Source organism: Lysobacter sp. TY2-98 (assembly GCF_003367355.1).
Lineage (GTDB): Bacteria > Pseudomonadota > Gammaproteobacteria > Xanthomonadales > Xanthomonadaceae > Cognatilysobacter.
In genome coordinates this window covers 1,712,445-1,726,827 of sequence record NZ_CP031413.1, presented here as the reverse complement: position 1 = coordinate 1,726,827, position 14,383 = coordinate 1,712,445, and the positions used below count along the sequence as shown (strand labels likewise).

Here is a 14,383-nt window from a genome sequence, read left to right as displayed (position 1 = left end):
GGACTGTGACGGGCTGACCTACTTCGGCGTACGGATACCTCCCCATCGGCCGGCCCCGCCGAAACTTTCAGAGGGGGCGTTTGCCCGGGTCGCCCGCGACCTCGCGGACCAGGCGCGGGACGAGGTAGCCCGACAGGCGCGCCGCCAGCGCCCGGTGCAGTTCGCGCGCGCGCTCGTCGTCGACTTCGAAGTGGGCCGCGCCCTGCACGCGGTCGAGCTGGTGCAGGTAATACGGCAGCACGCCGGCGCGGAAGCCGCGTTCGGAGAGGTCGGCCAGGGCGTCGACGGAGTCGTTGACCCCGCGCAGCAGCACCGCCTGATTGAGCAGCGTGACCCCGGCACCGCGCAGGGCGGCGAGGGCGGAATCGACGGCGGCGTCGAACTCGTTGGCGTGGTTGGCGTGGAGCACCACCGTCACCGGCCAGGGCAGGCTGCCGAGCCAGGCGAGCAGCTCGTCGTCCACGCGTTCGGGCAGGACGACGGGCAGGCGGGTATGGACGCGCAGGCGGCGCAGGTGCGGGATCGCGGCGAGTGCGTCGGTGAGCTCGACGAGCTTCGGGGTCGACAGCGACCACGGGTCGCCGCCGGACAGGATGACCTCGTCGATGGTCGGGTCGGCCGCGATCAGGGCGACCGCCTCGCGCCAGCCCGCCGCCGCGGCGGTCTCGTCGCCGTAGGGGAAGTGCCGGCGGAAGCAGTAGCGGCAATTGATCGCGCAGCTGCCCGTCGCGACCAGAAGCGCACGCCCACGGTACTTGCGGATGACGCCCTGCCCGGCGCGGGCGAGCGAGTCGCCGACCGCGTCGATCGCGAAGCCGGGTGCGGGTCGCAGTTCCTCGTCGAGGGGCAGCACTTGTCGCAGCAGCGGGTCGGAGGCGTCGCCGTGGCGCATGCGGGCGATGAACCCGCGTGGCACCCGCAGGGCGAACTGCTCGCCCGCGGCTTCGGACATGCCGGTCGCGACGTCGCCCAGCCCCACCAGCGCGAGCAGCTCGCGTGGATCCCGCACGGCCTCGCGCCAGAGCTGTTGCCAGCGCACGGCGCCGGCCGCGTGCGGCGGGGTAAGGGCAGCGGGTATCATTGCGGGCTGTTTCAATCAGGACTTCCGGACCGCGCGGTCCGGGCCCTCCATTCTAGCCGTCGCCCGCGATGCGCCGGCCGCTCACCTCGCAGGAGTTCTACGCATGGCCACCCTCGGCATGAACGACGTCAAGACCGGGCAGAAGATCCTGGTCAACAACGACCCGTGCGTCATCACGGAGACCGAGTACGTCAAGCCGGGCAAGGGCCAGGCGTTCACCCGCGTGAAGTACCGCAGCATCAAGTCGGGCCGCGTCGTCGAAATGACGATGAAGGCGACCGACAACGTGGAGCAGGCCGACGTCGTCGACACCGACATGCAGTACCTCTATTCCGACGGCGAGTACTGGCACTTCATGAACCCGGAGTCGTTCGAGCAGGTCCAGTCGGACAAGAACGGCATGGGTGGCGCCGAGAAGTGGCTGAAGGGCGAGGAAGAGTGCGTGGTCACGCTCTGGAACGGCACGCCGATCATGGTGCAGCCGCCGAACTTCGTCGAACTCAAGATCACCGAGACCGATCCGGGCGTCCGTGGCGACACCTCGGGCGGCGGCGGCAAGCCGGCGACGCTGGAGACGGGTGCAGTCGTGCGCGTGCCGCTCTTCGTGAACCAGGACGAGATGATCAAGGTCGACACGCGTTCGGGCGAATACGTCAGCCGCGTGAAGTGAGTCATCGGACGGCCGGGAGACCGGTCGTCGACATGACGAAGCCCGCGGCCTTCCGCGGGCTTTGTCGTATCGGCGGGGCGCTTTCGCAGCGGTAACGCGCAAACGCCTAGCCTTTGGGCAACGGATGCGAGGTCGGGAATGGGCGAGGCGGGCAAGCAACACTGCGACGTACTGATCGAAGCCGGCTGGGTCGTGCCGGTCGAGCCGCATGGGGAGGTCTGGGAGGACCACGCCGTCGCGATCGTCGATGGCCGCATCGTCGCGGTCGGGCCGCGGACTCAGTTGCGCGAGCGCTTCGAGCCGCGCGAAGTGGTCTCGCGCCCGAATGCCGCACTGATTCCGGGCCTCGTCAATTCGCACACGCACAACCCGATGACGCTGCTGCGTGGCATCGCCGACGACCTGCCGCTGATGGAATGGCTGCAGGGCCACATCTGGCCGGTCGAGAGCGCGGTGATCGGGCCGGACTTCGTGCGCGACGGCGTGTCGCTCGCGATCGCCGAAATGCTCCGCGGCGGCACCACCTGCGCCAACGAGAACTACTTCTTCCCCGACGTGCAGGCCGAGACCTACAAGCGCTACGGCTTCCGTGCGCTGGTCGGCCTGCCGGTGATCGATTTCCCGACCGCGTGGGCGAAGACGTCGGACGAGTACTTCGGCAAGGCGGCCGACGTGCACGCCGCATGGCGCGACGATGCGCTCGTCGGCACCGCCATCGCGCCGCACGCGCCGTACACCGTCAACGACGCCAACTTCCATCGCGTGCGCGACTTCGCGAACGAGCGCGACGTCCGCATCCACCTTCATACGCACGAGACCGCGCAGGAAATCCGCGAATCGATCGCGCAGTTCGGCGTGCGCCCGCTGGCGCGCCTCGACGCGCTGGGCATCGTCAGCGATCGCCTGATCGCCGTGCACATGACGCAGCTCACCGACGCCGAGATCGCGCTCTGTGCAGAGCGCGGCGTCTGCGTGGCGCATTGCCCGGAGTCGAACCTCAAGCTCGCGTCAGGCTTCTGCCCGGTGTGCAAGCTGCAGCACGCGGGCGTCACCTTCGGCCTCGGCACCGACGGCTGCGCCAGTAACAACGATCTCGACATGATCGGTGAGACGCGCACGGCCGCGCTGCTCGCAAAGGCCGTCGCCGACGACGCCTCCGCGCTCGACGCCGCCAGCGCGCTGCGTGCTGCCACGCTGGGAGGTGCGATCACGCTCGGCCTTGGCGCGCAGATCGGTTCGATCCGCGTCGGGAAGCAGGCCGACCTCGTCTGCATCGATCTCGACGACCTCGAAAGCCAGCCGCTGTTCCACGTCATCTCGCAGCTCGTCTACGCGACCGGTCGCCATCAGGTCACCGACGTCTGGATCGCCGGGCGCCGCAAGCTCCGCGACCGCCAGCTCGTCGACATGGATCGCGACGCCCTCCGCGCGAACGCCCGCCAGTGGCGCGACCGCATCCGCACGATCAGGACCGCCTGATGACCACCTCGACTGCCGGCAATTTCCGTCAATCCGAACTGGATCGCTTCGGCGCGCTCGCCGCGCGCTGGTGGGATCCGCAGGGCCCGCAGAAGCCGCTGCACGCGCTGAACCCGGTCCGCCTGAAATACGTCGCCGATCGTGTGCAGCTTCCAGGCGCGAACGTGCTCGACGTCGGCTGCGGCGCTGGCCTTCTCAGCGAAGCAATGGCGCTTGCGGGTGCGAACGTCACCGCGATCGATCTCGCGCCGGAGCTCGTCAAGGTCGCGCGCCTGCATGCGCTGGAGAGCGGCGCGAAGCTCGACTACCGCGTGCAACCGGTCGAGGAAGTCGCAGCCGCCGCGCCGTCGACGTTCGACGCCGTCACGTGCATGGAGATGATCGAACACGTGCCCGATCCTTCGGCCGTCATCCGTGCCTGCGCTGATGCGCTGAAGCCCGGCGGTCGTCTGTTCGTGTCGACGATCAACCGCACGCCCGCCGCGTTCGCGTTTGCCATCGTCGGCGCCGAATACGTCGCGCGCCTGCTGCCGAAGGGCACGCACCAGTACCGCGATTTCGTGCGTCCTTCGGAACTCGCCACGTGGCTGCGCGGTGCCGATCTGGAACTCGAGGACGTCAGCGGCCTCATGTACCTGCCGATGCTGCACTCGGCGCGTCTGTCGCGCCGCGCGGACATCAACTACATCGTCAGCGCGCGCAAGCCGGCATGAGCGACACGGCTTTTCCGAAGGTCGTGCTGTTCGACCTTGACGGCACGCTGCTCGACAGCGCGCCCGACATGCTGGCGGCAGTGAATGCGATGCGTGCGGTACGCAACGAACCGCCGATGACGCTGGAGGCGTTGCGTCCGCACGTGTCCAAGGGTGCGCGTGCCATGGTGTCGGCGGCGTTTCCGCAGGTCGACGCGGCGACGCGCGAAACCTGGATCCCCGAATTTCTGGATCACTACCGTCGCGAGCTCGGCTTGCACGGCAAGCCCTTCGATGGCATCGAAGCGTTCCTGGCTGCGATCGAAGCCGCGGGTTCGCGCTGGGGCATCGTCACCAACAAGCCCGAGTCGCTGGCCGTCGCGCTGATGCCCCTGCTTGGTTGGGCCACGCGTTGCGGCGTGCTGATTGGCGGCGATTCGCTCTCCGCGCGCAAGCCCGACCCGCTGCCGTTACGCGTCGCCGCAGAACGCATGGGTGCCGATCTGGCGGACTGCGTCTACGTCGGCGATGACGAGCGCGACATCGTTGCTGCGCGTGCCGCGCCCATGCGGTCGGTCGTCGCGTTGTGGGGGTATCGCCTCGACGAGGACGATCCGGCCTCGTGGCAGGGCGACGTCATGCTCGATTCGCCGCACGACATGCTCGACCCGTCGCGCTGGATGCCGCAGTGAGCGATCACGACGCCCATCCCGCGGGCGATGCCGCGGCGTTCGTCGCCAAGTGGCGTGGCGCGTGGCCGGAATGGGCGCTGGTCGAGCGTTTCGTGCCGGCATCGCAGCGCGAGGTCGTCGATGCCTGGCAGGCGCTGCAGTTTGAATGGCAGGAAGCGGCGTGGCGCGGTGACGATGCGCGACCGGGCGAGGCGAAATTGCGCTGGTGGGTGGACGAGCTCGCGGGCTGGAGCAAAGGCATCCGCCGTCATCCGTTGGGCGCGGTCCTGCAGAAGCAGCCGGTCGCGTGGGAAAAACTTGCGCAGACATTGCCGAGCCTGCTCGCCGCGAGATTCCGTCCTCGCGATGCGGCAGAAGCGCGCGAGCAGCTGCAACGGGTCGCGAGGGCCATTGCGCAGAGCGAGCGCGTGTTGCTGGATCGGTCGGACACGGAGGCGGTCATCGCGTGCTGGCTGCACGCGCGCCTTGCGCGGCATCCCGGCGATGCGGTGCCGACGGAATTCACATCGCACGACGACGCGGCCGCACGCTGGAGTCGCGCGCTGCTCGCCCATTGGCCGTCGGCACGATTGAGCCCGTCGCGCGGGATCGCGCTGTCGCTGGCGCGCGCGCGGCTGGCGAGCGGCCGCCCCGACGCCCCGCTGTCGCCGTGGTCCGCCCTGTGGGCGGGTTGGCGCGGCGCACGCGGCTGACGCGCCACGGATCGTTCCGCCGGCGTTCCCGGGCGCGAAACCCTGCGCCGGTAGAATGCGCAGCCTCTGTTCATTGCCCGATCTCTCGATGACCCAGCCCCGCGTCATGCCCGATGTCGCACTCGACCGCGCCGCGACGGCGCGCGCGCTCGATCGCGTCGGCATGGCCGGCATCGCGCTCCCGGTGCGCACGCGTTCGGCAACGGGTGAGGCGCTCCAGGTGCCGGCGAAGGTCGATGTATTCGTGGACCTGCGCGATCCGGACGCGCGCGGTATCCACATGTCCCGGCTGTACCTGCGTCTGCAGCACGCGTTCGCCGCGGAGGAGATGACCCCCGACGGTCTCGCGCGCGTGCTGCATGCGCTGGTCGAAACGCAGGGCGCGCTGTCGCGATCGGCGCATCTGGTGATCCGCTTCGACCACCTGTTGCTCAGGCCCGCGCTCGCGAGCGCCAATGCCGGCTGGAAGGCGTATCCCGTCGAAGTGAGCGCGGACGTCTTGGACGGTCAGGTGAGCATCGATCTTGCGGTCGCGGTCGACTATTCGTCGACATGTCCGGCGTCCGCCGCGCTGTCGCGTCAGATGAGCGCGGAAGCGTTCGCGCAGACGTTCGGCGCGGAAGGCAGCGTGGACGCCGCCGCCGCGCGCGACTGGCTGCGCTCGGAAGCCGGTCTCGTCGCGACACCGCACGCGCAGCGCAGCCGCGCCGACGTACGCGTTCGACTCGCTGCGGGACTCGCGTCGCTGCCCATCGTCGACTTGATCGATCGGGTCGAAGTCGCGCTGGGCACGCCGGTGCAGACCGCGGTGAAGCGCGAGGACGAGCAGGCGTTCGCGGCGCTCAATGCGCGCAACCTCATGTTCTGCGAGGACGCGGCACGCCGCGTGGCCCACGCGCTCGCCCACGATCCGCACGTCGTGCGTTTCGACGCGCGCGTCGAGCACATCGAAAGCCTGCACGCGCACGATGCGGTGGCATCGGTGAGCGGAGAGGGTGCCGGGGCCTGACCAGTTGCGCAGCCGAGGCTGGAACTCGGCGCCGCACGCGGCGCCGGTGAGCGCCAGCAAGGTCAATGGAGCGATCCGCACATCGAGCCGCGCGGCCTATGCTGCGCCATCGTCTTCGCCGCGACGCACTGCCGCGCTCCTGCGTCAGTGGGTATCCAGCACGAGCAGCGGATCGATGCGCACGTCGAACCAGTTCATCCCCCAATGCAGATGCGGCCCGGTCGCGCGCCCCGTCATGCCGACTGCGCCGATCACCTGACCCTGCTCGACGCGATCGCCCACGTGCACGTCGATGCGGGAAAGATGCAGGAAGTTCGAACTCACGCCGTGCCCGTGGTCGAGAACGACCGTGCCGCCGGTGAGATAGAGGTCGGGATCAGCAAACGTGACCGTGCCGGCCGCAGGCGCTTGGATCGGTGTGCCCTGCGCGGCGGCAATGTCCATGCCCGAATGCGGTGCGCCGGCACTGCCGTTGTAGATGCGCTGGTTGCCGAAACGCCCGCTGATGCGCCCCTGCACGGGCCATTGGAAGCGCTGCAGGAAATCGAGGCGCTCGTCATCACGCGTGCGCACGGCCGACACGCGTGCCTGTTCGGCCTGGATGCGCGCGGCGATCTCGGGCGGCGGATTGACCGTCGCGGGCGGCACGCCAGCAATGCGTTCGATCGGCCAGTCGCGTGGAGTGATCGCCAGTTTGGCCGTCGTCGGTGCGAAGCCTGCCGCGTCGACCGACACCGGGACCACGCCGCTCGCGTCGCGCGCGATGCCGATCGCGAAATGGCCATCGGGTGCGACGCGCACGTCGCGACCGGCGTAGTGCACATGCGCGCCGGGCGTGGTGCGTCCGATCACGAGCGCGCCTTGCGAAGCCGACGCCGGCATCTGCACCTGCACGCGTTTGGCGGCCGCAGGTGCAGGCGTCGCCACGCGTGGCGCACTGGAACACGCAGCAAGCAATACCAGAGCCGGACCGATCAGGCTGCGCCGCGCCATCGAATGCCTCCGCAAGACTTCGAGGCATCGTCGCGCGCGATCACCCAATCGCGCCTGAGTCATCGCGGCGGCACCGGATCGTGGCCGCCGGGATGCAGCGGATGGCAGCGCAGGATGCGTCGCGCGGCCAACCACGAGCCGCGCAGCGCGCCGTAGCGTGCAATTGCCTGCATCGCGTAGACCGAACACGTGGGATGGAAACGGCAGCGCGGACCCAGAAGCGGGCTGATCCATCGCTTGTAGCCGCGGAGCAATGCGATAAGGGCGCGGTCGATCACGGAATCTTGATGCTCGGGCTCACCATGATGGCGGCCACATCGTCGCGATTCTTCGCAGCTTAGCGAGCGATCGCGGAACTCCATGCAATCAGCGTCGAAGCACGCTTGAAGTCCCTGTCGGAACGCGTAGTCCGTGCGGTTGCCGCAGCACTTGCGGGCAGGGTATAACAGCGCGCTTTCCCGCCTCAAGGGAAGAAGGATAGGCGCTCGTGGCGACAAAGAAGACCGCGAAGAAGGCCGCCTCGCCGGCCAAGAAGTCCGCAGCAAAGCCGGCCGCGAAGAAGGCCGCGAAGCCCGTGGCGAAGCCGGCTGCGAAAAAGGCTGTCGCAAAGAAGGCGCCGGCCAAGCCCGCGCCGAAGGCAAAGCCTGCTCCGGCCAAGAAGGCGCCGGTCAAGGCGGCGCCTGCGAAGAAGGCTGCACCGGCAAAGAAGGTCGCGCCGGTGGTGAAAAAGGCCGCACCGGTCGCCAAGGCGCCGGCGAAGAAGGCGCCCGCGAAGGCGCCGCCGCGCGTCGAAGCGGCGGCCGCGCGCAAGCCCGCGACGACGAAGGCCGCACCGGCACCCGCACCGAAGAAGCAGCCCACGCCGGCTGCGAAGCCCGCCGCCCCGGCACCGGCTTCGCGCGCCAGCACGAATGAACGTCCGACGCAGTCCGGTGCAACCGGTGCTGCGGCGGGCGCGTTGAAGAACGGGACGACGTCGACCGCGAGCACCGCGGCGCGCCCGTCCCTGCAGGTGGAGTCGATGAGCAAGAGCACGAACAAGAAGAGCGCCGCGGCCCCCGCCGCAGCCGCAGGTGGCGCCGTCGCCGCCGTGGTCCAGCGCCCGTCCAGTGGCAAGGTCGCCGTCGCCGTGGCGGCAGGTCGTGGCAATACCGCGGCGCACACGGGCCCGCGTCGCATGCCCGAGTACCGCACCGATGACGCGACGGGTCGTCCGATCGTCCCCGATGGCTACAAGCCGAAGGCGGACGAGGAGTACATGAACCCGTTGCAGCTGGAGTATTTCCGTCAGCGCCTGCTGTCCTGGCGTGGCGACCTGGTCGAGGAGTCGAAGCAGACGATCGAGAACCTCCGCGAGGAAGTGCGCGACGTCGGCGACGAAGCGGAGCGCGCGACGCGGGAGACCGAGAACTCGCTGGAGCTGCGTACGCGCGATCGCTACCGCAAGCTGATCAGCAAGATCGACAGCACGCTCAAGCGCATCGACTCGGGCGACTATGGCTATTGCGCCGACACGGGCGAGGAAATCGGCCTGGATCGCCTCGAGGCACGTCTCACCGCCGAGCGCACGATCGACGCGCAGGAGCGCTGGGAGCACCTGCAGAAGCAGATGGGCGACTGACGCCGCGTCACCCGGACGCATCGAAGCCCCGCCGCGTGCGGGGCTTCGTGTTTCTAGGGGCGGTCAGTCTTTCGGAAGACCGGCTGCGTAGCGATGCGCGAGCATCGCCAGAACGATCGCGATCACCAGCACCATGCCCTGCAGCACGATGGCCATCGTGCCGAGCACACCGCCGGAGGCCATGACGAGGCCGACGTCCTGAACGATCACGCCGATCAGTGAGGCGGCCAGCAGCGGCCACGCGATGCGATGCGGCTGCGCGAGCGCGATCGAACCCAGCAGGCCGCCGATGACCGCGACGCCCGTCGCCGCCACCGACCACATCGGCCGCGCGGCATAGGCCTGTTGCTGTTCGAGCGACATGTGCGCGAGGTCGCTGGGCGAGACGCGAAGGTCCTGCGCGAAGGCCAGGCAGCCCAGCAGGTTCCAGAGCGCGGCGACGATCGCCACGGGACGAAGCCACTTCGGTCGAACGGCCATGCGCGTTTCCCCGTCGTGAGCCGCCGGGCGGCGGCGCCGGGGCTAGCGTAGCTCGCGCAGGTCGAGGCGGCGCAACTTCGGCGCGCGCCATCCGGTCGACGCCACGACGGCCAGCGTCATGAAGCCGCCGAAGACGACGGACGGCACCAGCCCCATCAGGCGCGCCATCGCGCCGGACCAGAACGCGCCAAGTTCGTTCGACGAGCCGATGAAGATGCCGTTGATCGACGATACGCGGCCGCGCATGTCGTCCGGGGTCGCCAGCTGCAGGATGGTCGATCGCAGCACCACCGACACGCCGTCGCACATGCCCGACAGCAGCAGGATCGCGGCCGACAGCCAGAACGAGGTCGACAGGCCGAAGCCGATCATGCACAGGCCGAAGCCCGCGACCGCGCACAGCAGGATGCGGCCGGCGTGGCGTTCGAGCGGACGTCGGGCGAGGTAGACGCCGACGAGCACCGCGCCGAGCGCCGGTGCGCCGCGCAGGATGCCCAGCGCTTCGGGACCGCGATGCAGGACGTCATGGATGAACGCGGGCGCCAGCGAGATGGCGCCGCCGAACAGGACGGCGAACATGTCGAGGGCGAGTGCGCCGAGCAGGATCTGGTGACTGAAGACGAAGCGGATGCCTTCGCCGATGCTGCGGAAGATCGGGCCGCGTTGCATCTGCTGCGCGGGCTCGGTGACACGCAGCGACACCACGGACAGCGATGCCGCGAACGCGAGCGCCATCGCCACGGCGTAGGCGACGACAATGCTGCCGGCGCCGACGAGTGCACCGCCGATCGCCGGGCCGAGCACCAGCCCCGACTGGAACACGATGCTGCCGATGCTGGCGCCGCGGGTGTACTGCTCGCGCACGAGCACGCGCCCGAACAGTGCGTTGTAGACCGGGCCCAGGAACGAACGAACAGCGCCGGTCAGCGCGACCGCGCCGTACATGAAGACCAGCGGCGAACCTGCGCGCAGGCGCATCGAGACCAGCGCGAGCACCAGCGGCGTCAGCGCGAGGCCGAGACAGGCGACCATGCCGAGCTTGCGACGGGGCAGATGGTCGACGAGATAGCCAGCGAACGGCGCGACGCAGAAATACGGAATGACCTCGGCGAGGCCGACCAGGCCCAGCTTCAGCGGGTCGCGCGTGAGCTGGTAGATCTGCCAGCCCACCGCGACCGAGACGATCTGGTACGACAGGATCGTCAGGATGCGATAGCCCATCAGCGCGACGAACGCGGGCACGCGCATCGGGCTGGGCGCGGCCGCCGCCTCCGTCATGCGGCGTCCAGCGCCGCCTGCGCGGTGTCGCGGATGCGCGCAAGCAGGGCGGAGAGACCGTTACTGCGCGTCGGCGACAGGTGTTTCGACAGGCCGATGTCGGCGACGAACGTCGGTTCCGTCGCGAGGATCTCGGAGGCGCTGCGCCCCGCGTACACGCGCAGCGCGAGGAAGACGAGGCCGGAGACGATCGCCGAGTCGCTGGTGGCGAGGAAGTCGAGCTTGGCCGCATCGCCCGAACTCACGATCCACACCTTCGACTGGCAGCCGAGCAGGCGGTTCTCCTCGACGCGCAGCGATTCGTCCATCTCCGGCAGCTTGCGGCCGAGGTCGATGAGGTACTGGTAGCGCTCGGCCCAGTCGCCGAAGAACGCGAACTCCTCGCGAATGGCGTCCTGCGCCTCCGCGGCGGTGGGTTCAAGCGGGAACGTGGCGGTCATGCGGTGATCGGAGTGGAAATGGGCGGGGCGGGCGCAGCGAGGTCGGAAGACGATCGGATCGATCGATCACGCGCGACGCCACCGTACGCCGGCAGCCGTGTCCTCGAGGAGAACGCCCTCGCCGGCGAGCTGGTCGCGGATGGCGTCGGCGCGTGCGAAATCGCGCGACTTCTTGGCAGCGGTGCGTTCTTCGACGAGCGCGGAGATGCGTGCGTCGTCGCTCGAATCGACACCGCGCGCGAACCAGTCCGCGGGCGACTGCTGCAGCAGGCCGAGGACGGCGCCGGCCCCGAGCAGTTGCGACTTCAGTTCCGACAGTCGTGCGGTATCGGCGTCACCCGCAGCGAGCAAGGCGCGTGCGTCGCGCGCGAGTTCATTGACCGCGGCGAGCACCTGCGGCGTGTTGAGGTCGTCATCCAGTGCCTGCTCGACGACGGACGGGATCGTCGCCGTCGCCGGCACATCGCCGAGATCGCGCAACGTTCCGTACAGCCGATCCAGCGTGCGAACGCACTGCTCGATCACCGCATCCGACCACTCCAGCGGCTGGCGGTAATGTGCCGACAGCAGCGCATAGCGCAGCGCTTCCGGCGGATGCTGCGCGACGAGATCGTGGATCTTCTCGATGTTGCCCAGCGACTTGCTCATCTTCGCGCCGCCGAAGTTGAGCATGCCGTTGTGCAGCCAGTAGCGCGCGAACACGCGGCCACCGTGCGCACATTCGCTCTGAGCGATCTCGTTCTCGTGGTGTGGGAACTGCAGGTCGACGCCGCCGGCATGGATGTCGATGGTCTCGCCGAGATGCGCTTCCGCCATCGCCGAGCATTCGATGTGCCAGCCCGGACGACCGCGACCCCACGGTGAATCCCAGCCCGGCAGGTCGTCGGTCGACGGCTTCCACAGCACGAAATCGCCCGGATCACGCTTGTAGGGCGCCACGTCGATGCGTGCGCCGGCGAGCATTTCGTCGACGTCGCGACGCGAGAGCTTGCCGTAGCCGTCGAACGAGTTGACGGAGAACAGCACATGGTTCTCCGCCGCGTACGCATGACCGGATTCGATCAGGCGTTCGATCATCGTGATGATCTGCGGAATGTGCGCGGTGACCGCCGGCTCGGCGTCCGGCGCCACCGCACCGAGCGCGGCCATGTCGTCGCGGAACGCGGCGGCGAAGCGGTCGGTGATGGCCGAGATCGGTACGCCCTGTTCGCGCGCGGCGTTGTTGATCTTGTCGTCGACGTCCGTGATGTTGCGGACGTAGCGCACCGCGCCGTAGCGGCGGCGCAGCAGCGAGGCCAGCACGCCGAACACCACGTAGGGGCGCGCATTGCCGATGTGTACGTAGTTGTAGACCGTGGGGCCGCAGACATACATCGTCGGGCACGCCGGATCGAGAGGCGCGAAGGCTTCGAGGCGGCGGGTCAGGCTGTTGTAGAGATGCAGGCTCATGGACGCTCGTAAGGGCGCGACGGTCGAGCCAGCCATTGTAGCGGCGTGGCTTGCCCGACCCGGCCGGAACGTGCCCACGACAGGGGGCATTCATCGCCACGGCCGCTCCGCCGCATACACTCTCCGGTCCGGTCCCTCCGCGGAGTCTCCGCCTTGCGACGTCGAATGCTGCCGTTGGTCGCGCTGCTGCTGTCGTCCGTTGCCGGCGGTGTGTCCGCCGAGACGGTGATCCAGCGCGAGAACGTCAGCTACGAGTACGCGCACGTCCTGCGGGTCACGCCGGTCTACCAGACGCTCACCGCGACCAGCATGGAGACCCAGTGCGACGAGGGTTCGCGGCTGTCGCGCATCGTCGGCAGCGTGCGCAGTGTGCTCAAGCGCGACTCCACGACGGGCGGCACCAACTGCCGGAGCGTGCCGGTGCAGCGCGAGTTCAAGCGCCCCTTCGCCTACGACGTCGACTACACCTATCGCGGCGCGAAGTACCGCTCCCGCCTGTCGGAAGATCCAGGCCATCTGCTGCGCATCCGCGTTTCCGTGATGCCGGTGCCCTGATCCGGCTTGCATCGACCGGTCCCAGCCCGCAGAATCGCGCCCCTCATGCGTACCGACTACGCCGACGCCGACATCCTGACCTCCGCCTACATGGCGGCCGGCATGACGTCGCGCGCCCGTCGACCGTTCCCGCCATTCCCGGCTGGGTAACGCGACGCTACGCCATCACGGCGCAGACTCGACCCAGCCCCCGCGCTGGGTCTTTTCGTTTCTGGACCCGGCGATCCTTCCCGGAGACTCCATGAAGCACTTCCTCAACACCCAGGACTGGTCCCGCGCCGAACTCGACGCGGTGCTCGCCGACGCCGCGGCTTTCAAGAAGTCGAAGCTGGGCGACCAGCTCAAGGGCAAGTCCATCGCGCTGGTCTTCTTCAACCCGTCGATGCGTACGCGGACGAGCTTCGAGCTGGGTGCGTTCCAGCTCGGCGGACACGCCGTCGTGCTGCAGCCGGGCAAGGACGCATGGCCGATCGAGTTCGACCTCGGCACGGTGATGGACGGCGACACCGAGGAGCACATCGCGGAAGTCGCGCGCGTGCTGGCGCGTTACGTCGACCTGATCGGCGTTCGCGCGTTCCCGAGGTTCGTCGACTGGTCGGTGGACCGCGAGGACCGCGTGCTCAGGGCGTTCGCGCAGTACTCGACGGTGCCGGTCATCAACATGGAGACGATCACCCACCCGTGCCAGGAGCTCGCGCACGTGCTCGCGCTGCAGGAGCACTTCGGCACCACCGACCTGCGCGGCAAGAAGTACGTGCTGACGTGGACCTACCACCCGAAGCCGCTCAACACGGCCGTCGCCAACTCCGCGCTGACGATCGCGACGCGCATGGGCATGGACGTGACGCTGCTGTGCCCGACGCCGGACTATGTGCTCGACGAGCGCTACATGGGCTGGGCCGCGCAGAACGTCGCCGAGAGCGGCGGCTCGTTGCAGGTGAGCCATGACATCGATAGTGCGTATGCCGGCGCCGACGTCGTCTACGCCAAGAGCTGGGGCGCGATCCCGTTCTTCGGTCGCTGGCAGGACGAGAAGCCGATCCGCGACCAGTACAAGCACTTCATCGTCGACGAACGGAAGATGGCGCTGACCAACAATGGCGTCTTCAGCCACTGCCTGCCGCTGCGCCGCAACGTGAAGGCGACCGACGCCGTCATGGATTCGCCCGCGTGCATCGCGATCGACGAAGCCGAAAACCGCCTGCACGTGCAGAAGGCCGTGATGGCCTCGCTCATCAAGCAACGCGCCTGA

16 protein-coding genes are annotated in these 14,383 nt (G+C 68.8%); 9 read left to right on the top strand and 7 right to left on the bottom strand.

From position 1 onward, the window contains the following. Nucleotides 1–67: 67 nt before the first annotated feature. The gene (gene epmB, locus DWG18_RS08225; RefSeq protein WP_115646753.1) at nucleotides 68–1,081 is read right to left on the bottom strand and encodes an EF-P beta-lysylation protein EpmB; all 1,014 of its coding nucleotides are present in this window, start codon (nucleotides 1,079–1,081) and stop codon (nucleotides 68–70) included. A 103-nt stretch (nucleotides 1,082–1,184) separates the two neighbouring features. On the opposite strand from epmB, the gene efp reads away from it, so the two are divergent. The 6 genes from efp (at nucleotide 1,185) to folE2 (ending at nucleotide 6,315) form a co-directional block, all read left to right on the top strand. Further along, nucleotides 1,185–1,751, top strand: coding sequence for an elongation factor P (gene efp / locus DWG18_RS08220; RefSeq protein WP_115646752.1), 567 nt, complete (start codon nucleotides 1,185–1,187; stop codon nucleotides 1,749–1,751). A 138-nt stretch (nucleotides 1,752–1,889) separates the two neighbouring features. Next, entirely contained in the window at nucleotides 1,890–3,230 is a 1,341-nt protein-coding gene (locus DWG18_RS08215; RefSeq protein WP_115646751.1) for a TRZ/ATZ family hydrolase, read from the top strand. After that, nucleotides 3,230–3,943, top strand: coding sequence for a bifunctional 2-polyprenyl-6-hydroxyphenol methylase/3-demethylubiquinol 3-O-methyltransferase UbiG (ubiG, locus tag DWG18_RS08210; protein ID WP_115648102.1), 714 nt, complete (start codon nucleotides 3,230–3,232; stop codon nucleotides 3,941–3,943). The genes DWG18_RS08215 and ubiG overlap by 1 nt, the downstream gene beginning before the upstream one ends. After that, nucleotides 3,940–4,614: a phosphoglycolate phosphatase gene (gene gph / locus DWG18_RS08205; protein WP_115646750.1), complete on the top strand. Its 675-nt coding sequence runs from the start codon at nucleotides 3,940–3,942 to the stop codon at nucleotides 4,612–4,614. Before ubiG ends, gph begins: the two co-directional genes overlap by 4 nt. Further along, complete coding sequence (locus DWG18_RS08200) at nucleotides 4,611–5,306, top strand: phytoene/squalene synthase family protein (protein ID WP_115646749.1); 696 nt, start codon at nucleotides 4,611–4,613, stop codon at nucleotides 5,304–5,306. Before gph ends, DWG18_RS08200 begins: the two co-directional genes overlap by 4 nt. Nucleotides 5,307–5,394: 88 nt before the next feature. Continuing rightward, a complete protein-coding gene (folE2, locus tag DWG18_RS08195; protein WP_240318490.1) occupies nucleotides 5,395–6,315 on the top strand; it encodes a GTP cyclohydrolase FolE2 in 921 nt (306 codons plus the stop codon). 144 nt (nucleotides 6,316–6,459) lie between these two features. Here folE2 and DWG18_RS08190 read toward each other — a convergent pair whose 3' ends face one another. Together DWG18_RS08190 and yidD are read right to left on the bottom strand one after the other, a co-directional pair. Then, entirely contained in the window at nucleotides 6,460–7,308 is an 849-nt protein-coding gene (locus tag DWG18_RS08190; protein ID WP_115646747.1) for a M23 family metallopeptidase, read from the bottom strand. A 59-nt stretch (nucleotides 7,309–7,367) separates the two neighbouring features. Continuing rightward, a complete protein-coding gene (yidD, locus tag DWG18_RS08185) occupies nucleotides 7,368–7,586 on the bottom strand; it encodes a membrane protein insertion efficiency factor YidD (RefSeq protein ID WP_162823767.1) in 219 nt (72 codons plus the stop codon). A 209-nt stretch (nucleotides 7,587–7,795) separates the two neighbouring features. Here yidD and dksA point away from each other — a divergent pair, with 209 nt between their 5' ends. Then, the gene (gene dksA / locus DWG18_RS08180) at nucleotides 7,796–8,929 is read left to right on the top strand and encodes an RNA polymerase-binding protein DksA (protein ID WP_115646745.1); all 1,134 of its coding nucleotides are present in this window, start codon (nucleotides 7,796–7,798) and stop codon (nucleotides 8,927–8,929) included. Between the two features lie 63 nt (nucleotides 8,930–8,992). On the opposite strand, the gene DWG18_RS08175 is transcribed toward dksA, so the two are convergent. From DWG18_RS08175 to cysS, 4 genes are all read right to left on the bottom strand, one after another. Continuing rightward, nucleotides 8,993–9,409, bottom strand: coding sequence for a hypothetical protein (locus tag DWG18_RS08175; protein WP_115646744.1), 417 nt, complete (start codon nucleotides 9,407–9,409; stop codon nucleotides 8,993–8,995). Nucleotides 9,410–9,451: 42 nt separating this feature from the next. Then, entirely contained in the window at nucleotides 9,452–10,687 is a 1,236-nt protein-coding gene (locus DWG18_RS08170) for an MFS transporter (protein WP_115646743.1), read from the bottom strand. After that, nucleotides 10,684–11,127, bottom strand: coding sequence for a SufE family protein (locus tag DWG18_RS08165; protein ID WP_115646742.1), 444 nt, complete (start codon nucleotides 11,125–11,127; stop codon nucleotides 10,684–10,686). The genes DWG18_RS08170 and DWG18_RS08165 overlap by 4 nt, the downstream gene beginning before the upstream one ends. 66 nt (nucleotides 11,128–11,193) lie before the next feature. Then, nucleotides 11,194–12,576: a cysteine--tRNA ligase gene (gene cysS / locus DWG18_RS08160; protein WP_115646741.1), complete on the bottom strand. Its 1,383-nt coding sequence runs from the start codon at nucleotides 12,574–12,576 to the stop codon at nucleotides 11,194–11,196. 165 nt (nucleotides 12,577–12,741) lie between these two features. Between cysS and DWG18_RS08155 the strand changes: the two genes are divergently transcribed. Together DWG18_RS08155 and DWG18_RS08150 are read left to right on the top strand one after the other, a co-directional pair. After that, nucleotides 12,742–13,131, top strand: a complete 390-nt coding sequence (locus tag DWG18_RS08155; protein ID WP_115646740.1) for a hypothetical protein — start codon at nucleotides 12,742–12,744, stop codon at nucleotides 13,129–13,131. Nucleotides 13,132–13,372: 241 nt separating this feature from the next. Continuing rightward, a complete protein-coding gene (locus DWG18_RS08150) occupies nucleotides 13,373–14,383 on the top strand; it encodes an N-acetylornithine carbamoyltransferase (RefSeq protein ID WP_115646739.1) in 1,011 nt (336 codons plus the stop codon).